The sequence below is a fragment of the Chryseobacterium salipaludis genome, assembly GCF_022968825.1.
GTDB lineage: Bacteria > Bacteroidota > Bacteroidia > Flavobacteriales > Weeksellaceae > Kaistella > Kaistella salipaludis.
In genome coordinates this window covers 451110-471329 of the sequence record NZ_JALHKS010000003.1, presented here as the reverse complement: position 1 = coordinate 471329, position 20220 = coordinate 451110, and the positions used below count along the sequence as shown (strand labels likewise).

The following is a 20220-nucleotide window of genomic DNA, read 5'->3' as shown; positions in this document are numbered from 1 at the left end:
AATTTAAATTAATAACTATAAAAATCAAATTATGGCAAGATGTACAGCACCAATTCATGGTCATCGCACTGCAAGTGCAAGGGAAAATTGTCCTGCGTGTGGAGGAAGTTATAGAGGTTACAATTCCTATTCTTCATACTCTTCACCTTATAATTCATCATCTTATGGAAGTTCTTCGAGCAGAAATAGCGGTAGCGGACAAAGTAGATCTAAAGCACGTTGGTCTTCAGCAGGTTCAACAATACTCTATACGCCTGCAGAAATTAGAACTCTTACTCCAGTTCGTGAAAACGTTGAAAAGAGATCTGATATACCTGACTTACGAGATGTTTTTCTTTGTCATGCATGGGATGACCGAAAAGATTCAGCTAAGGAATTACATGACATACTTGAATCTAAAGGTGTAACGGTTTGGTTTAGTGAAAAAGATGTATTATTAGGTTCCTCTTTATTACGAGAAATTGATAAAGGTTTAGCAAAATCCCGTGTGGGTATCGTTTTAGTTACGCCAAATTTTCTTGAACGTGTGAAAGGAGAAGGAATTGCAGACAAAGAACTTTCAGCTTTATTAGCTCGCGATTTACTTGTTCCAATTGTTCATGATACAACCTTTGAAAAATTGCGTGAAGTAAGTCCTTTGCTTGGTTCTCGAAGTGGATTAAGTACAGTGGAAGATTCAATGCTAAATGTTGCTTCTAAATTAGCGGAATTAGTTAAAGTTGATGATGTACTAGCAAAATAATAATAATAGATGTGGAGAATTTAACAAAACCATAGAAATGTGAAAGAAGAGTTTGAAATACTATTTACTACTATTAAGATATTAAAGGAAAAATACAAACATCATAAAAAGAATTTTACTTTAGATGGAAAGCTAGTAGGAGATATAGGAGAAATTTTGGTTGCAGAACATTATGGATTGACTCTTTATGGAGATAATACTCATGTTCACGACGGATTTGTAACTGGTTCGGAGAACCTACAAGTTCAGATAAAAGCTTCTTTTAAAGAGTATTTTTATTTTACTAAACACATTGATCGAAAGCCAAAGTATTTTATTGCGGTGCAACTCTATGAAGATGGCACGTTTGAAGAAATTTATAACGGAACTGGAGAGTTACTTTTTGAAAAATTGTTAATCCACCTACCTACGGATAGAAAACATAATTATAGATTATCTGTAAAGAAGTTGAAAGAATTGAATAAGTCTGAGGAGAATGTTGATAGGATAATTAGGAATCATTTAGATTAATAAATCAGCACCTTTTTTTGACGAGTTTATATCCAAAAGGAAAGATAAAATCTTCAAAGAATAAAATATAAAAACAAAAACTAATGTCACTTAATATCTTAATTAAAAAGAACAGCACTTGTGGAAAATATAATTTTTCGATTTATTCTCATAAACTTTCGATGAGTGATTTAGATGCATATATCTTACAATTATTATATGAAGAAAATAAGTTGAATTATTTATTTCAGAAAAACATTCCTATTTCAAAAAAACAAAGAAAAATACAGTTGCAAAAATTTCTTGAGGATTCTTTTATTAATAGAGAAGCAGCTGTTATAGATACTGACATTATGGACGCTATCTTATCTAAAAATAATGAAACATATTACTCTTTTTTTGCTGAAGCACTATTAGCCAGACTAAATATTGATTATATTGATCAGGATTTAATTACAGGGGTAATTAATGTAAACGAAAACCTGACAAAGGTTTCGACGGGCGCCGATGTATGTATGTTCTCTGAAACAAACTTAGTTTTAGGTGAAGCTAAATTCTATAGTTATCTAAACCAAGGAATTCATTCTATAATTAAAGATGCCAGTTTTAAAAGTAAATTATCAGATTACATTAAAAATATTACAAGTTCAGAAACAGAGATAGTATTAAAAGGTATTACTGGTGATATATGTGAAAAAACAGTTGATGAAATAAAAGCATTACCGTTGACATTATCTGGTTTTGTTTTACACACTAAAAATAAAACTAATATGTATGATAAAACCTACGATTTAATAGATAAAATAGAAATAGACAACTTTCCACCGCATTATAAAGTACATTTATATCATCTACCAATTGAATCAAAAAATGAATTAATCTTCAAGGCTCAAAGAATGGCTTTGGACTTAATAATTGCACTTTAAAACTTATGATAAATCAAACAAATAGAGAAGAAATTATAAAACTACTTGATAGTTCTGAAGAGAAAGTATTATTGGAAGATTTATTTTTGTATGACTTATCACCATATTATGAAGAGAAAAGAAATGATTCATTTTTCTCAAAACAACTTGAATTTATCCAAGAAAAGAATCAGTTGAGCCATAATTCAGAAATTTCATTTACTTCTGAACAAATCAAAATTTATCAAGGAATAGTCGAGAATAATCGAAGTATTGTATCAGCACCTACAAGTTTTGGTAAAACTATGCTAATTAAGGAATATATTTTCAATTATCAGCCAAATAAAGTTGTTTTTATTGTACCAACAAATTCTTTAGCAGACGAATTGTTAGATGATTTTAAGATACTCTTTACAGATTTTGATTATGTAATTTTTGATTCAGTTAAAAGCCTAGAAATCATTTCTGATAAAAGTATTTTTATAGGAACTCAGGAAAAGTATTACAATTTAAGAGGTTTTTATCACGATAAAATTGATTTGTTTGTAATTGATGAAGCTTATAAACTCACGGATTCAATTAAGGGAAGTAGAGAAGTTATTCTAAATCGGTCATTCATCGATACTTTAGAAAATTCACATAAGATGGTATTGCTGATGCCTTTAGTTAATTCTATTATAGGATTAGAAAATTTTGCTTTTCAAATTCTCAAGTCTGATTATGCACCAGTGGCTAAAAGTTTTACTAGTGTAAAAAAGTTAGACCAAAAAATAAATATAGAAATATCCAAAAACGAAAATACAAATCTCGTATATTTTAACTCGCCAACAGAATTAGAAAGAATTTATCTTAAAAAATTTAAAGCAATTAAAAATCCTATTGAATTAAATGATAATTGGATACGGAGGGTCGAAGAAGATTTTCATTCAGAATGGTTACCAATCCAAGCACTAAAATCAGGTATTGGAATACATTATGGTCCTATGCCAAAATTTATTCAAAAGAAAGTAATTGATCTTTTTAAGGCAACAAAAATAAAGAATGTTCTTGCTACAAATTCCATTATAGAAGGTGTAAATACGCCTACAAAAAACATTTATATATACAGTTCAAGAGATATATTAGGTGCTAAAAATTTAGTAAAATATAAAAATTTGATTGGGCGTGCGGGAAGACTCGGAGAGCATAAAGTAGGCAATATATTTTATTTCGATAAACATCAGATACAATTTGAAGATGCAAATATTTCTTACAAAGAAATAGATATTCAATTCCAATTAGAAAATAAAGATGAAATCACTGAAATAAATAGAGATGAAAATTTTGACATGGAAGTTATACCCGAGGGGGCTAATTCGTATGAAGATAAATTGCAAAAACATTTAGAAAATTCAAGTTATTCAAATGTTTCAACAGAAGAAATAGTAAATCTCCTAAATAATCATGGATTTACAGTTAATAAATTTAAAATTTTACTTGACTATATAGCTTCTACCAAAAATGTAGTTCTTCTTGGTATTATTGGAAAACTTGTTGGAAAAACGGATTTAATCAGTCTTAACATTATATTGAGTTCGCGATTTAATTCGTTCAGTAAAATGGTCAATGAGCTACATTCGAAAAATAAGCAAAAATTTAAGTCACAGGTAATATCAATTTTGATTGATATGATTTACAGCTTTTTACCTTTTAAAATAATACCATTAATTAATTTTATAATTGATGTTGATGAGCTTCATAAAAAATATACTGATGAAAATTTGGTTTCACCCAAAGTAATTGCAGAAGCTAAAAGAATAAAGGCTCAGTTTTATTCTAAATTTATAGGAATAGATAGTCCATCTCATGAAACGTTAGTAATTATGAATAAACTATTTGAGTTCGGAATTCCCTATCAAAGAGCTAATCCATTTTTAAAAGTTATAGCTGATAACTTACCAGATAAATTTTCTATACATGATATTAGAAAAATAATATTTGATAATGAGAATATGAATGATTTACGAGTTTATTTTGAATAATACCGATATGAAATACACCGAATCCCAACTCGAAAAATCCTTTATCCATCTTTTACACCAGGAAGGATATCAGTACGTGAAGGGCGAAAAGGTATTTCGCGCTTCCAGTCAGGAAGTTTTGATTCGGGAAGATCTCAGCGCTTTTCTGCTTGCACGCTACCCCGATCTGGAAACGGTGGAACTGGAAACGCTCCTCAATGAACTGGCGTACCAGCCAGCGTCCAACCTGTACGACAGCAACAAGTACATCTGTAAACTGCTGGCCGACGGCCTTATTTTTAAAAGGAATAATCCGGCCAGAAAAGATCTGCACATCCGCTATATTGACGTAGACCCAAACACGCTCCTCAAAACCAACCGGTTTAAGATTGTCAATCAACTGGAGATTCAGGGAAAAGAGCTGCGCATTCCGGATCTGATTCTGTACATCAACGGCATTCCGGTCGTGGTGCTGGAATTTAAAACCGCTATTGAAGAAAAAATCACCATTCACGATGCCTACAAACAGCTGACCATCCGGTACCGCCGGGACATTCCGGAACTGATGAAATACAATGCCTTCTGCATCATCAGTGACGGCGTGAACAACAAAGCGGGTTCGCTCTTTGCACCCTACGATTTCTTCTACGGCTGGCACAAAATTACCGGCGACGAAAAGAAAGCGCTGACCGGCATTGACACGGCTACGTCCATCATTCACGGGATGCTGAACCGGCAAAGGCTGTGCGACATTCTGCAGAACTTCATCTGGTTTCCCGATACGTCCAAAAAAGAAGCGAAAATCCTCTGCCGATATCCGCAGTATTACGCAGCCAATAAACTGTTTGACAATATTCAAAAGCACCGCAAACCGGAAGGAGACGGCAAAGGCGGCACTTACTTCGGTGCCACAGGTTGCGGGAAAAGTTTCACCATGCTCTTCCTGGCGCGGCTGCTCATGCGCTCTACCCAAATGGCCAGCCCGACCATTGTCATTATCTCCGACCGCACCGATCTGGATGATCAGCTTTCCCGGGACTTTACCAACGCCAAAGATTTTATCGGTGACGAAAATATTATTAATATCGAATCCAGAGCCGATCTCAGGGCAAGATTGGGTGGCAGAGAAAGTGGCGGTGTCTTTCTGACCACGGTGCAGAAATTTACTGAAGATGATCAGGTGCTGAGCAATCGCACCAATATCATCTGTATTTCCGATGAAGCCCACCGGTCACAGGTAAATTTGGATTTGAAAGTCCGCATTGATGAAGACGGCGTGAAGAAATCGTACGGTTTTGCCAAATACCTGCACAATTCACTTCCCAATGCAACCTATGTCGGATTTACGGGAACGCCCATTGACAAAACGCTGGATGTTTTCGGTCCGGTGGTGGATTCCTATACCATGTTTGAATCGGTGGTGGATGAAATCACGGTCCGGCTCGTGTATGAGGGCCGTGCGGCAAAAGTCAATCTGAACCATTCCAAAGTGGTGGAGATCGAACAATATTACCAAAATGCAGTGGCCGAAGGTGCTTCGGAATACCATGTGGAGGCTAGCCAAAAAGCCATTGCGCGGATGGAGGTGATCTTAGGCGATCCGGACCGGATTGGAGCCATAGCGCGGGATTTTATTTCGCATTATGAAAAAAGGTTGGAGGAGAAAGCGACCGTCGCCGGAAAGGTGATGTTTGTTTGTGCTTCGCGCGAGATTGCGTACAGGCTTTTTCAGGAAGTCATCCGGCTGCGGCCGGAGTGGAATGAAAAACACATTCCGGAAAACCTGACTGAAAAGGAAAAGAAAGAAATCAAGCCTGTCGAGCGGATCAAGATGGTCATGACCAGGAACAAAGATGATGAAGAAAGCCTTTGGAATCTTCTCGGAACTAAGGAGGACCGCAAGGAACTTGACCGCCAGTTCAAGCAGCTTCATTCCAATTTTAAAATTGCCATTGTGGTCGATATGTGGCTCACCGGTTTTGATGTGCCTTTCCTCGATACTATCTACATTGACAAACCCCTGCAGACCCATAATCTCATTCAGACCATTTCTCGCGTGAACCGAAAGTATGAAGGCAAGTACAAAGGCCTGGTGGTGGATTACATCGGCATCAAGAAAAACCTGAACCATGCTTTGGGTTTGTTCAACGGCCAGACAGCTGCGGATGACTTTGAAGATCTGGACAAAGCCGTGATCATCGTAAAAGACCAGTTGGACCTGTTGCGGCAGTTCTTCCATCAGTTTGATTCGTCCGGTTATTTTAAAGGGGCTCCGGTGGAACAGCTGCAGTGTCTCAACCGAGCTTCGGAATTGGTATTGCAGACGGAACAGTCGGAAAAGTTTTTTGTGGATGTGACCAAGAAATTAAAGTCGGCTTATAATCTGGTCTGCGGTTCGGAAGTGTTCGATGAAAAAGAAACCGACGAAATTCATTTTTACTTTGCTGTTAAATCCATTGTGGTAAAGCTGACCAAAGGCGAAGCACCTGACACGGCGCAGATGAATGAGAAAGTGAGCAAAATGGTGGAAGAAGCCATTGTCTCGGAAGGCGTGGAAGAAATCTTTAAACTGGACGACCACAAAGCCAACGCCATCGATTTGTTTAATGACAAATTTCTGGAAAAAATCAATGCGCTGGAACTGCCGAATACGAAGATCAAGATTTTGGAGCGTCTGCTGAAGCAGGCCATCGGCGATTTCAAAAAAGTAAACAAGGTCAAAGGTCTTGAATTTTCGGATCGCCTTCAGAAAATCATCGACAGTTACAACGAGCGCAGTGAACTGGACATTCTCGATTATGACGGCATTCAGACAGAAACCACCGAGCAGATTCTGGACCTGATCTTAAAATTACGCACCGAGATGGCGTCTTTTGAAGATCTGGGAATCGACTATGAGGAGAAAGCTTTTTATGATATTCTCGATGCGATCTGTAAGCAATACGGTTTTGAATTTGACAAAGACAAAATGCTGGAACTCGCCAGGGAAATTAAAAAGATTGTGGACAATACAGCCAAATATCCGGACTGGAGTGACCGGGACGATATCAAAGCTCAGCTCAAAATGGATATCATCGTCAAGCTACACCAGTTTGGCTATCCGCCCATCACGCAGGATGAGGTGTATAAGAACGTGCTGGAACAGGCGGAGAATTTTAAGAGGAAAAGGTAAGTGGATGAGTTCTGATGTTATTAATCACTGATTATGAGTGCAGATAAGTATAATGGCAGTAATGACTATTATCCTGAAAAAATTGGGAAAATTAGTTATCCAGATGATACCGAAAACTATTGGAGAAATTTTCGGGAGGATGTCTGCAAGGTTATAGAAAAAAGTCAAAAGCCTCAAAATCCATCTAAAACAACGCAGGGCGATCCTCAACGATCACAAGATCAAAAAGGACAGCCAGCTGTGGTTAAACCACCTAAAACAATATGACATGACTGACAAAAACTGCAATTAAACAAATAAAGCCAGTGGTGAAAATCCCGCTGGAAATATTAAAACCGGCAGAGTTACCGCGGCTCCTGCAGAGATAAAGCCTCCAAAAGCAAAATAAAGAACTGCTTAAAAAGAAATCATCCGGTAGTCCGTAGAATTTCATTTTTTTTGAATATAAATTACTTAATAAGCTTCTCCAACCTCCCCATCATCTCCTCCTTCTCCTTCAGCATCCTTTCATACAACGCAATCTTTTCCTCGTGAAGTTTGATCATCTCTTGTAATGGATTGATATTGTAAGTGCCTCCTGAATTACCGATGAACGCTTCATCGTTAAACGTATTCGAAATAATATTTATCGCCTGCTCCTCATCAAAATTCTGAAACGCCTCCACCGGGATTTTAAGCACCTCGGAAATCTTCTTTAACAATGGATCTTCAACCACCTCTTTCTGTTCCAGCAAAGAAATTTTCTTCTGGTTCCAGTCATCGCCTAAATCGAATGCCAGTGCTTCCTGCTTGATGCCGAGCATTTCCCGGAAGCGTTTCACGTTGCGGCCCTGATGTATTTTCTGTTCCATAGCGGTGGTCTTTTTACTGGCGTAAAGATAAAGCCATTTGATGAAATCGTGTGAAAGGTAAAGGTAAGAAATTCAGGTAAAATATCCCGCGGTCTGGCTATATTATCCTGCAGAAACTTGTAGTATCTTTACTTTCCGTCACATCTTAGCATAAAATAAAAAAAATGGCTTATGAAAGAGGCAAATGTCCGGCTGGAAACGTATTTCTGGGCCACCGAGGAAATAGATGATCCTTTTAAAGTGTTCAGCGCCTTCTTTGAATTTTATAGACTGGACAGCAGTAAAGACATGCTGAGCGAGGTGATGCGCTACCTGCACAAAGACGAGGTCTGCGGAAAAGAGAATCCGTCCCGGATCTTTGATTTCCATAAAGCGCTGCAATCCTTCGCAAGGGCAGCGTATCTGATTAATCTGAAAAAGCAGCAATGGAAAGTAAAGAAAGGGCCGGAAGCGTGGCCGGTCATGGCGCAGGCTTCGCTCACCGCAGAAGAATATGAAAATCCCCAGCTGGTTTTTGAGAAAGCCTTCGCGGCCAGTACCCTGGATGAATATGAATTTTTCCTGAATGAAATTTGCTATATTGCGCTTATGCCGTATAGGGAGCAGGCTGATTATGACCTGACGACCCCTTACATCTGGTTTATTAAAATGCTGGATGCAGCGCAGGTTATCACTGAACGCGGAGTGGAAAAGGTAGGCAGCCGCAAATTCCTGTAAATTATATAATAATACAGCGCAGTTTCCTTGTGCGCAAGCAGTTGGAATTTAAAGCTTTACAGGCCTTTATAAATGCTCGAAGCTTTCTGAATCACCGTTGAGCGTATCCGGCCGAGTAAAGGTGTGTTCGGTAAAGATGACACTAGGGCTGCTGAGCCGATTAATCTCCTTATTCGGCTCATAAAATTCGTATATTGGAGTCGAATATAAACGCTAATTGGCTCAATATGTACAGCTGGCAGTTTCCCGAATTTCCTCACTTTACTTTTCAAACTGAAGAACCACAGCTGATGGTGCAGCGCTTTACTCTGGGACTGGGGAAGCCAACGCAATACTCCATACTTTTTCAGCCGAAACAAAGCAAGAGATTTTTGCAGAATTAATGCTGTCAGAAGCCTTGAAAACGTCCGAGATCGAAGGCGCGTATTTCAGCCGGGAAGTTGTAATGTCCTCACTGAAGGTCAACTTAGGCATCAATGATTTCCACCACAATACCCGTAATAAAAAAGCCAATGCCACTGCACAACTGATGATTGAGGTCCAAAAAAGGAGTAATGTAGCTTTAACAGAAGATCTGTTTTTGCAGTGGCATGATATCCTGATGAATGCTGAAAAAGGAATCAGTGCCGGTGCTTTCCGTACTGGTACGGAACCGATGCAGGTGTTCTCGGGCCGGTATGGTGATTCTATGGTTCACATTGAAGCCCTCCGTCTGGTGATTTGCCAGCACTCATTTCACGTTTCCTCGATTGGTACCATGATTTTGACAGAAGCAACTGGGCAGGGTAGGCGAAGCCATGCTTTTTGGGTCGCTGGTACATCTGTATTTCGAAACACTGCACCCCTTTGAAGACGGAAATAGTGGTATTTGCCGGGCTCTGGCTGAAAAAGCGTTGGTGGAAAAACTGAAAATGCCAGTCTTTCTGAGCCTTTCCAAAGCGATTGAAAAAGATAAAAAGCGTTATTACAGTGAACTTAAAAAAGCCCAACGTGACCTGCATATCACGGATTGGGTACGGTATTTTTTTTGAATTCCTTGAGGATGCGTTACATGATTCTGAACAGGTCGTATGGTTCACGCTGAAAAAAGCGAAGTTTTTTTAACAGGTTCAGCGCTGAACTGAACAGTCGCCAACATAAAGCGGTCAACAGGATGATGGACCAGGGAGGTACTTCTTTCGAAGGCGGTCTAACCGCTAAAAAGTACATGTCCCTGAATAAAACCTCTAAAGCCACCGCCACCAGAGACTTACAGCACATGAGTGAAGTAGGTGCCCTGCTAAAAACAGGAGGCGGACGCTCTGTTTCTTATCAGCTGAATTTGGAGTAATGGTTAATTAGCGGTACTCTCGCTGACCTGTATTAGCTCCGTGGAATGGTTCAGCAGTACAGGGGATAAATTATCCTGATGATGAATTGAATATCTGAAATGTCTGCCACAAATTTGTTTTAATAATATCTAAAACAAATTAAGATGGAAACAATTGCCAAGTCGAATATCGCATGCCTGCAAAACGGGGTCCTGACAGACCAGTTACAACAGGCGGGTCGTAACTGTTCAATCATTGCCGTTTACCGAATACCGGATGCTATACCAAATGGCGAACGCTTGCTTATTATTACCGAAAATCAGGCTGGTGCCGAGGCACTCCGCAGAACGAAATGGGTACGGCGGACCACTACCCGTATGCATATCGGTATTAGCAGTATCCATCGTATCGAAAGATATTTTGAAGTCGGAAATCCCCTTCGTGTATTGTTATTACCGTTCATGCTTTCTAATCTGGCAAAAAGAAGGTTTTACAGGGTGGTACGACAGAGTTGCAAACGCGGCCGTATTTAAAAAGAAGTTCGGTGACTATAAAGAATCGTTTTATCATGACCATGATATACTGCTGTCGGAGGCAAGCCGGTTTCATCGCCTGCATTCCCCGATAAGCACCTATCTCACCTACCTCTCCATTTTTGACCATGATCTGCGCTATCTGGAACAATTATATATGGGTGACTATTTTCCCGACGAGACATTGCATACGAGAATAAATAATTTGATCTCGTACATTCCGGAGATGCGAAGATTCTTTGTGCGGGAGAACGGAACACAGTTCTTTTTAATCAAAAAATTAGAGGCAGCCCTGAAAGCAGCGGAAAGTTGCGACGAAGTTTATATAAATATTGAACTGTATGCGTCTGTTAAAAAAGCAGAGGCGCAGCTGTACCAATGCATAAGCGCACGCTTTAAAGAACTGAAATCTATCATTCAAAGGTACGAGTCTGAATATCCTGCATTCCCCCTGGAAAAGGTTGACACGCCGGCAGATTTTTTCCTCCAACAGATTATTGAGGCCATTGTGCAGACAGCGTCACCGGAAGAAATATTTCTTTTTCATCAGACTCAGGCTGGTGCACCGAAAGCGGACAGCCGCATCACCCTCTATTATTTACTGGTCATAGGACAAGGCATAGGAAATGAGAAGATCCGGAGTATACAACAGGCTGTAGCTGCGCGCTCGAAGGATCAGGCCGGCGTGGTCATTTTGGCTCACCGCCGGATAACGGTGCAACAACGGCTCTATTCATATCAGCAGTTCCTGCAGCAAATCATGGTGCCGGAAAAGAGGGTATATGCCTCGTCCAGCCTTCATTCCGATATTCATTGGGAGCAGCCGTACAGGCCTTCTTACGGCGATTTTTGCATTTACTACCAAGCTGCAAGAAAACAGGTAGCCCAGTACTTTAACCTCCGGAAAAACTTACCTGAACAAAATACCGACGGTGTATTTCAGATCTTTGCGCAGGGATATCTCCGCACCCTCAGGCTTTTGATCTACACTTCCTGTTATTCTTACCTTCCCACCTGGACAGCGGCGTGGGATACCTGGAAATTATGTACCTATGCAAACCCTTCCCTGGAAAATATGGAGTACCTGTTTGCGAAGATCAGTCCAATGTATCACCGGCATATCGATTCGCATCTGAGGTATTCCGACAGGGTAGGTCACCTCAGTGCGGAGGATCTTGCTGCGATGGATGAGATTTTAACGCATCTGACCGAAAAGCTGGAAGTGATAATTCGAAAAGAGGGGTTGGCGTGAAGCTCGACAAAGCAGGCTTTTTGCATCAGCACCGGAATACGATGAGGTGGTGATCGTGGCGGGTACGGCAAGCGGGTTAACTTTGTTTTCGACTGTGTCAGAATTAGATCACACTGTAATTTGGTGTGGGAAAGCCGAACTGATTGGCTGCTGCAATTAGATGATTTAAACTTTGTTATACCGCACAACTCAATTCTAGCATGAGCCCATCACTTTTGTGAATTGCTTTGGCTTCGCCGAACGCCCTGGCTAATGCCATCGCTTGTTTCAAACTTTGGTATCTTTGGGATATCGCACAACTTGTGATTTCACGTCCGCAAGCCCCTTTTCGTTGTGAATTGCTTTGGCTTCGCCGAACGCCCTGCCTCATGCCACCGCTTGTTTCAAACTTTGGTATCTTTGAGATATCGCACAACAGTATGGATGTGGTTTCCTCCATGGCCGGGGTTGTGAATTGCTTTCAAACTTTGGTATCTTTGAGATATCGCACAACACCAGCGACCAACACGCCAACAAAACCATTGTTGTGAATTGCTTTGGCTTCGCCGAACGCCTTGGCTAATGCCACTGCTTGTTTCAAACTTTGGTATCTTTGAGATATCGCACAACCACTACATCGCGCACAAAATTATATTGTTGGTTGTGAATTGCTTTCAAACTTTGGTATCTTTGGGATATCGCACAACTCGTATGATGATCTACCATCCGGACAATTAGTTGTGAATTGCTTTCAAACTTTGGTATCTTTGGGATATCGCACAACCATGTTCCTGTATGATGACAGCGATTATAGGTTGTGAATTGCTTTCAAACTTTGGTATATCGCACAACCTGCTGATCCTCTTTAGCAGCTGCAGGAGCGTTGTGAATTGCTTACAAACTTTGGTATCTTTGGGATATCGCACAACTCTCTCGCTTCAGCAAATTGCGAACAAGCTGTTGTGAATTGCTTTCAAACTTTGGTATCTTTGGGATATCGCACAACAGCTGCTTCAGGTTATTCTTTAACCCAATTGTTGTGAATTGCTTTCAAACTTTGGTATCTTTGGGATATCGCACAACATAATTTACGGCCCTCGGTTTCCAGTTCTGGTTGTGAATTGCTTTCAAACTTTGGTGTCTTTGGGATATCGCACAACTGCAGTCGGTGACAGCAACGAGGGTCTTAGGTTGTGAATTGCTTTCAAACTTTGGTATCTTTGGGATATCGCACAACTTTTGTGTTCCTTCTTGTCCCGATGCATTTGTTGTGAATTGCTTTCAAACTTTGGTATCTTTGGGATATCGCACAACAGCATTCCCAGACGAGTGCAAGCAATATCTGTTGTGAATTGCTTTCAAACTTTGGTATCTTTGGGATATCGCACAACGACGGCTAATATTAACCCTAAAATCTTTACGTTGTGAATTGCTTTCAAACTTTGGTATCTTTGGGATATCGCACAACTTTTCCGGGTCATAGTAACCATCCGGATCGTTGTGAATTGCTTTCAAACTTTGGTATCTTTGGGATATCGCACAACCAGCGCGGCGACGCCCTCGCCCGTGGCGGCGTTGTGAATTGCTTTCAAACTTTGGTATCTTTGGGATATCGCACAACTAAGAATTTAACTACCAAACAGGATAATACGTTGTGAATTGCTTTCAAACTTTGGTATCTTTGGGATATCGCACAACTCGCAGATATGATGCCCGCCAGCCAGCGCGGTTGTGAATTGCTTTCAAACTTTGGTATCTTTGGGATATCGCACAACTGGCTTCGCGGGCATCCACCAGCATGAACAGTTGTGAATTGCTTTCAAACTTTGGTATCTTTGGGATATCGCACAACTACACCGGTACGAGGCCTTTGCCTTCCATGTTGTGAATTGCTTTCAAACTTTGGTATCTTTGGGATATCGCACAACAAAATTAAAAAATTTTAATTGGTTACTTCGGTTGTGAATTGCTTTCAAACTTTGGTATCTTTGGGATATCGCACAACATCTATACCGTGTGGGATGAAGGAGCCGAGGTTGTGAATTGCTTTCAAACTTTGGTATCTTTGGGATATCGCACAACCGGATGTGCTCGTGAACGGGGTGCATGTTCGTTGTGAATTGCTTTCAAACTTTGGTATCTTTGGGATATCGCACAACCTCACCATTCATCTGCAAGCACGTAGCATTGTTGTGAATTGCTTTCAAACTTTGGTATCTTTGGGATATCGCACAACGACACCGATTTAGTAACAGTATAAACAAAGGTTGTGAATTGCTTTCAAACTTTGGTATCTTTGGGATATCGCACAACGAGCGGTGTTGGATATAAATCTGGATTGTCGTTGTGAATTGCTTTCAAACTTTGGTATCTTTGGGATATCGCACAACTTCCTTGCCGGTTTTCACGCCGTTGTTGTAGTTGTGAATTGCTTTCAAACTTTGGTATCTTTGGGATATCGCACAACCTCAAAAAACAACCGTCTGAATTTCAGGCGGTTGTTTTCAATCATAGAATTAAAAAACTAAAACAATTCCAGTTGCTGATAGGTGGGTGGCGGCTCTTCTTTGGTTCTGGCATAAAAAAGCTCAATGTCACCAAACTGTTTATCAGTTACCGTCATAATCGCGACCTTTCCGTGTTTTGGCAACCATGATTTCACGCGCTGGGTATGTACCGCCGCATTTTCACGGCTGGGACAGTGCCGGATATAGATCGAAAACTGAAACAGTGCAAATCCGTCATCCTCCAAGCGCTTCCGGAACAGGCCGGCTGCCTTACGCATTGCCTTTGTCTCCGTCGGCAAATCATATAATACCATTACCCACATAATTCGGTAGGCATTAAACCGCTCGGCATTCATACAAATGAGGATAGGCCATTAGACGCTTTTCGCCGCTGTAACATTTATAAAGGGAAACAGCGGTTGTTTTCACTGCAATCATCAGTGGACGCTTTTTATTTTCTATCAACACATCATTAGTTGCGATTTGCAGCATATACGCTTTAAAATCGCGGCATAACTCCTCGGCCTCCGGATTTTTTTCGAGCCACTTCATTACCAGTAAATCAACAAACGGGCGGTACGGTTCCATCAGGTCATCTGCCAGGCAATACGCATTGTATTTATTTTTATGGAAGATGCCGAGTACCGGCAGCAGGCCGGTTTCTACAATGGCCCTTGCTACAATACTGCGGAGAACAGCGTAGCCGAAATTGAAAAACTGATTGGGTGAATCGCCAAATCGTTCCCGCAGAAAATCAAGGCTGATAAGGTATTTCCAGTAATGCTGCGCCGCGATACCTTCCATATTCGTCACATCGCCGCTGGTTACCTGCGACAAATAGTTTTCCATGGGCTCGTAGTAATTTCCGAGCGTGCGCAGGACGTCGCGCTGATTAGTGATTTTACTTTCAATTGTCTGTTTCCAAAGTTGTTTCTTAAGCGGTTCCGACGCCTGGAGCTGATCTTTCAAGCGGGCAGAATGCTCTGTATGTCCGTGCAGTGGCAGCATAATTCCATGTGGTAAATGATGCGCATCGCAACTGATCATTACCACATTGTGACCCATCATTTTTTGAATCAGCTGGTGCGAGAGTGTGATCTGGAAATGATCCAGCATCAGCAGGCCGAGATCTTCGATGGCAACTTTCCCTTTAATATCTTTCGTTATAGGATCAGTGATATACAGCTGTTCATCTTTCAGGCGAAGATGAGCAGGGTTTCCGATGTAGATGGAACGGGTGATCATGGATTAGATTTAAACTTAATTTTACCGTCAAGTGAAATTCCAAAATCATCTCCTTCAAAGAGAAAATTCCATTTATCCTTACCCATTTTTAAAAGTGGAGTCTCTCCTTCTATTTCAATGGTTGACGGAATTGCTTTATATTTATCCAATTCTTTCTTGACTTCATTTGTTTTTTCCAAACCTATTGTTTCAACAAGGCGTGATAATCTGTAACTATTTCCAATCGTATCAAATCTAAATTTACGATTCAAAAAGTCTTCCCTACGTTTTTTATTATCCTGAATATTGACATCCTCAATAATATCCGGCAAATTATACTCTTTTTCAAATTCTAGTAATTTTTCATCTTTGATGAATGCAATTGATTTTTTAACTTCATCTTTTGATTGTGCATTTAAATGATAATTCAGCCAAATACTTCCTTCGGAAAATTGACTTATTACAAATAATCTCTTTTGCTGGAAATCTATATTTAGTCTTTTTTCAAAATCACCATCTTCATTTAGCACTATTACTTTTTGACCGGTTTTGAGAAGTTGTTTTTTATCCCATTGATCAAACTCAGGATACTTTTCGGAAATAAAATTTTCAATAACAAAATTGCCATACTTCTTAAATTCTTTAGCAATTTCAAAAGATGAGATTGGAATCAATTCTCTTTTGATTGCACCATTATGAATTTTCTGCGCTAAAATAGAATAAGGAACAGAGCCTGCTTCAGAATAAAACTTATTTTTATAATCATACTTTGATCGATAATTTAATCTTTCTTTTACTTCTCTACCAGTGCTGGTTTTTATTCGTACGTGACGAATTATATTTCCTTGGAAGTCTTTTATTTCCGCATTGCTTTTCTGATCTTTAACCAATTGCTGTATGTTAGGATCAATTATGGATTCAATAAGTTTATCGGATTCTTTTACTTTCGAGATATTTTCTCTTTTAACAAAAATAAACTCATCCTTGCCCTGTTTATATTTCCAATCATCATTTTCTCTTTGCGGTTGGTTATCGGCATATCTTTCAACATCCCGTATCTTTCCCAGATAGGTTTGTGCATATAATGTACTTCTTATAGAATCGCCCTTTGCCTTTTTGATGATTTTATCTCCATTTTCATCATACACAAATTCGCCATTCTTATTTTTTACATATTGAATTACTCCTCTTTTTCTTACAACTTTACTGGTTTGCTGAAGAATTTTATCTTTCTGATAATTCACAATCAGCGTTGTAGATTCTATTTCATTTATCAAAGACTGAACATTGAAGTAAGGAGGAATCATTTTCTTTCTTATTTCATCAATTTTACGTTTGTCTTTGTTTTCTACTGCTGCATAATATTCCTTTAGAACTTTTTCCCTATAGCTACTGTTGGTAGGAATCATAGTTAGAACAGCTGCATCTATTGCGTGATGTGTATGCTTATTTCTGCTTTTTATTTCATCCTGCTCTTGAAAGCCAAATATTTTCCTAAAATCTGCCGTTACACTGCCTTTTTGTACAGCCACTTTTTTAAAGTAAAGCTTTAGATATTCTCTGGCGTATTTACTCACCATTTGGGTATCCACCAACTGTCTTCTTGCCCAGCTGTCCTTTATTTCTTCCGCTTCAAAACGACTTAGTTTATCGTTCCAATAGTCAAAATGTATTTTATAGTAATGCTTATCTTGAATTCTTTTATTTTTCGTGTTTTCATCTTCTGCTCCTTTTGCACGTCTTCGGGATTCATACTGAATTTTATAATAATCTCGCAGTTTTCTCCAACTGTCAAGCCTTGGTGAAATGCTCGTTCCGTTCGGAGTATCTTTAGAATAATTTTCACAATAAAAAGGAGTTTTTGCACCTTTAATATCTCGGTTATATTTTGAAAATGCTACTGTTTGGTTTGCCAATGTATTATCTGGTAAAATGCTTCTCGGAATAGTATGCTCAATATCAATTTCGTTTGAAAATAATTGTGAAATCGAAATCATTTTTCCAGTGTACATACACTGACCTTTTTGCTCAGTCCATAGTTCGTAACGTTTTACATCTTCTTTTTCCCGCAGGATATCTAGTCTGTTTTTGTTCAGAATTTTATTATTGCGTTCGTCTTCAGTCTCTTCAAAAATCTGCTCTGTCCACAGTTCAAACAAAGGAATATTATCTTCTATGTTAATTGATCGGTTCTCTTCTTGGTTATATTGTTCTAAAAATTTTCGGATTTTTTCACGATTATCTCTTCTTTCCTTTTGATATCTTTCTATGGCAGCTCGTACGTTATTGTCATTCAGTTCTCTTGCAAGTTCGACAGTTATTTCAGTTTCCTGGTCTATTTCACCTGTTATGATTAATTCATTCAAAAGTTTTCTCACAATACTCATTGACTTATTGAACATTGGATTTTTAATGCTATCAATAAACGGAATCGGTAGAATCTCGGTTTCTGTATTTTTATACTTTTGCAGATATTTCTCTCCAGTTTTGAAGTTTACTTCCAAGTTTTTGTTGTATAAATTTTCTCGGTTGGAATGATGATAAAGTTCTCCAATTAAGTCGATGTTCTTTTCTTTTAACAATAATTTAAAAATATCTGTAAGTGTATCCGTCTTTCTGTAAGCTCTCTTGTGGTCGAAGAAATATTCCTGATATTCTAAACCTACTTTTTGAATAATTTCATCTTTATTTTTAATCTGCTCCCAGTTTTTTTTCCCGAAATGACTAATACAAGCATTTTTAACTTCTTCAAAATCATCCTCATCAAGCGTGTAAGAAAAATCTTTAAATGCAAATACCTGTTCTTCACTACCATCTATCATGGCTCTTGTATGTCCTTTATGCTTGTCAATTAAATTATTTGATATAGAGCTAATTATTGTCTTCTCCTGATAAATCTTATTGCTTTCTTTCAGAATATCTACAATTATTTGTTTAGATGATTGCCAGTCAGTACCCATTAACTCCGGAATTTTCGCCAGTACCACAGCTTCATGGTATAAATATCCCTCTTTTAAAAAGGGAATGATTTTGCAGATAGCCTTCAGACTGACATCAGAATAGCCTTGTAAAAATTTTCTTTTTAATTCGACTAAAGGCGAGATAGAGATATCTTCACCTTTTCTTTTTCTGCTTACGTTTTCAATGCCTAATTTTTCTACAGCAAATTTCCCTAAATGTTGCTCATCAAAATCAAAGACAATATGCCAGATATCATATATTGAATATCCATTTTTCATTTTTGGTGCATTACCAATATGAAACTTTTCAATCTGCAAAAGTGCATTTTGAACGTCATTCCCAAATAAATCAACAAGACTTTTACATACAGGCATTCCAGCGACAGAAGTTTCATATTGATTGTTATTAGGATTAATCGGATAGTTGTATTTGTAAACTGAACCACTATGTTTATCCAAGAATTTTTTTATTTCCTGAAACTTAAAATTTCCATCTTTTTTCAAGAAAAAATCAGTAAATAATTTCGTTCTTAAATCTGAGCGTAAATTTTGTTTTTCATTATTCGCATCAAAATATTTAATTGTATTTATGAATTGCAATGCACGGAAAATTTCAAAAGCAGGATGTGAAACAGGACATCGCAGTTTTGAGGGTTCTAATGTACATTTTCCAATATTTCCTTTTTGGCTTCTTAAGGGTCTTTGCCAGATGATTGCTTTCCAAAGACTCTTCACGAAATCATCCGAGTATTCGCCTTTCTCATTCGTTCCAACAGAAAATCCTTGAGACTTGCAGATAACTTCTAATTCATTTTTATATTCCTCTCTATACGGATACTGATTTCTTGCACGTTCGCCTTTATCTAAAAACTCCGTTACTAATGCTTCTGCAATTGTTCTATTTGCATCTAAAGCATTTTGAAATCCACTTTCACCTCTTCTCTGAATTTGTTTTTCAGTTTCTTGATCGGTTTCTCCAATATCTTTATATCCTCTCCTCTGAACTAAATGATATAAAGCTCTTCCGAACTCGTGTTTACTCAAAGTTTCATCCAAAGCTTTTACCCTCAACTCGTATGGATTTTTATATTTTTCACCACCTTGATAAGTAAAATCGCAAGCAAGCCAATTTAAAAATTGTTCACTTTCAGGGAATTTTCTTCGCCTTCCTTTCTGATAACGACACCACTCACTCAGTTCAACTTCGTTCAAGGGGACATAATCATTCAACAGAGCTTTTAACAATTCCCATTTTCTGTATTTTCGAGCTCTAATCAAATTTCTTTTTGACCGAGCTTCTCTACGGTCTTTGGTAGGAGATGTATATCCACCAGATTGTCCTTTAGACATTCCAGTCTCAAAAGTCACAACTCCCTTTTTATTTTTATTAATAAACCATCCTAATGATGAACTTCCTATATCTAAGCCGATTTTTGCCATAAGTTATTTCTTCTATAAATATTTTTGTACATTTGTATTCGAAAGACAATTCACAACAAGGCTATAAGCCGTAGAAAAGTTTTCTAGGCAACTGCTTCGGTAGTTGCCATTTTTTTGGCATTAGTATACACCTTTGCCC

At 38.6% G+C, this 20220-nt stretch carries 13 protein-coding genes, 1 pseudogene and 1 CRISPR repeat array; of the genes and pseudogenes, 10 read left to right on the top strand and 4 right to left on the bottom strand.

What is annotated here, in order from left to right; translation table 11 throughout:
* The first annotated feature begins 31 nt into the window (after window positions 1-31).
* The 6 genes from MVI27_RS07680 (at window position 32) to MVI27_RS07655 (ending at window position 7575) form a co-directional block, all read left to right on the top strand.
* The gene (locus MVI27_RS07680; protein ID WP_246960323.1) at window positions 32-742 is read left to right on the top strand and encodes a toll/interleukin-1 receptor domain-containing protein; all 711 of its coding nucleotides are present in this window, start codon (window positions 32-34) and stop codon (window positions 740-742) included.
* A 39-nt stretch (window positions 743-781) separates the two neighbouring features.
* Entirely contained in the window at window positions 782-1252 is a 471-nt protein-coding gene (locus tag MVI27_RS07675; protein WP_246960321.1) for a DUF6998 domain-containing protein, read from the top strand.
* Between the two features lie 83 nt (window positions 1253-1335).
* A complete protein-coding gene (locus MVI27_RS07670) occupies window positions 1336-2157 on the top strand; it encodes a hypothetical protein (RefSeq protein ID WP_246960319.1) in 822 nt (273 codons plus the stop codon).
* 5 nt (window positions 2158-2162) lie between these two features.
* On the top strand, window positions 2163-4157 hold the full coding sequence (locus MVI27_RS07665; RefSeq protein WP_246960317.1) for a DEAD/DEAH box helicase family protein: 1995 nt from the start codon (window positions 2163-2165) through the stop codon (window positions 4155-4157).
* A gap of 7 nt (window positions 4158-4164) precedes the next feature.
* Entirely contained in the window at window positions 4165-7308 is a 3144-nt protein-coding gene (locus MVI27_RS07660) for a type I restriction endonuclease subunit R (protein ID WP_246960315.1), read from the top strand.
* Between the two features lie 33 nt (window positions 7309-7341).
* The gene (locus tag MVI27_RS07655) at window positions 7342-7575 is read left to right on the top strand and encodes a hypothetical protein (RefSeq protein ID WP_246960313.1); all 234 of its coding nucleotides are present in this window, start codon (window positions 7342-7344) and stop codon (window positions 7573-7575) included.
* A 182-nt stretch (window positions 7576-7757) separates the two neighbouring features.
* Here MVI27_RS07655 and MVI27_RS07650 read toward each other — a convergent pair whose 3' ends face one another.
* Window positions 7758-8159, bottom strand: coding sequence for a helix-turn-helix domain-containing protein (locus MVI27_RS07650; RefSeq protein WP_246960311.1), 402 nt, complete (start codon window positions 8157-8159; stop codon window positions 7758-7760).
* Window positions 8160-8330: 171 nt separating this feature from the next.
* Between MVI27_RS07650 and MVI27_RS07645 the strand changes: the two genes are divergently transcribed.
* The 4 genes and pseudogenes from MVI27_RS07645 (at window position 8331) to MVI27_RS07630 (ending at window position 11971) form a co-directional block, all read left to right on the top strand.
* Window positions 8331-8876 (top strand): hypothetical protein, encoded by a 546-nt coding sequence (locus tag MVI27_RS07645; RefSeq protein ID WP_246960309.1) that lies wholly within the window; start codon window positions 8331-8333, stop codon window positions 8874-8876.
* 325 nt (window positions 8877-9201) lie between these two features.
* Window positions 9202-9726, top strand: a pseudogene (locus tag MVI27_RS07640) (DUF4172 domain-containing protein); the annotation flags it as partial.
* Window positions 9727-10029: 303 nt separating this feature from the next.
* Complete coding sequence (locus MVI27_RS07635; protein ID WP_246960307.1) at window positions 10030-10206, top strand: DeoR family transcriptional regulator; 177 nt, start codon at window positions 10030-10032, stop codon at window positions 10204-10206.
* Between the two features lie 400 nt (window positions 10207-10606).
* Window positions 10607-11971 carry a hypothetical protein gene (locus MVI27_RS07630; RefSeq protein WP_246960305.1) on the top strand — a complete coding sequence of 455 codons (1365 nt, stop codon included), beginning with the start codon at window positions 10607-10609 and terminating at the stop codon, window positions 11969-11971.
* A 639-nt stretch (window positions 11972-12610) separates the two neighbouring features.
* Window positions 12611-14417: a CRISPR direct-repeat array (repeat unit 47 nt; unit sequence GTTGTGAATTGCTTTCAAACTTTGGTATCTTTGGGATATCGCACAAC).
* A 57-nt stretch (window positions 14418-14474) separates the two neighbouring features.
* Here MVI27_RS07630 and cas2 read toward each other — a convergent pair.
* From cas2 to cas9, 3 genes are read right to left on the bottom strand one after another with little or no spacing between them, the layout of a single operon-like run.
* Entirely contained in the window at window positions 14475-14813 is a 339-nt protein-coding gene (cas2, locus tag MVI27_RS07625; protein WP_246960302.1) for a CRISPR-associated endonuclease Cas2, read from the bottom strand.
* Window positions 14794-15702, bottom strand: a complete 909-nt coding sequence (cas1, locus tag MVI27_RS07620) for a type II CRISPR-associated endonuclease Cas1 (protein ID WP_246960299.1) — start codon at window positions 15700-15702, stop codon at window positions 14794-14796. The genes cas2 and cas1 overlap by 20 nt, the downstream gene beginning before the upstream one ends.
* Complete coding sequence (gene cas9 / locus MVI27_RS07615; protein ID WP_246960296.1) at window positions 15699-20081, bottom strand: type II CRISPR RNA-guided endonuclease Cas9; 4383 nt, start codon at window positions 20079-20081, stop codon at window positions 15699-15701. Before cas9 ends, cas1 begins: the two co-directional genes overlap by 4 nt.
* Window positions 20082-20220: the final 139 nt, after the last annotated feature.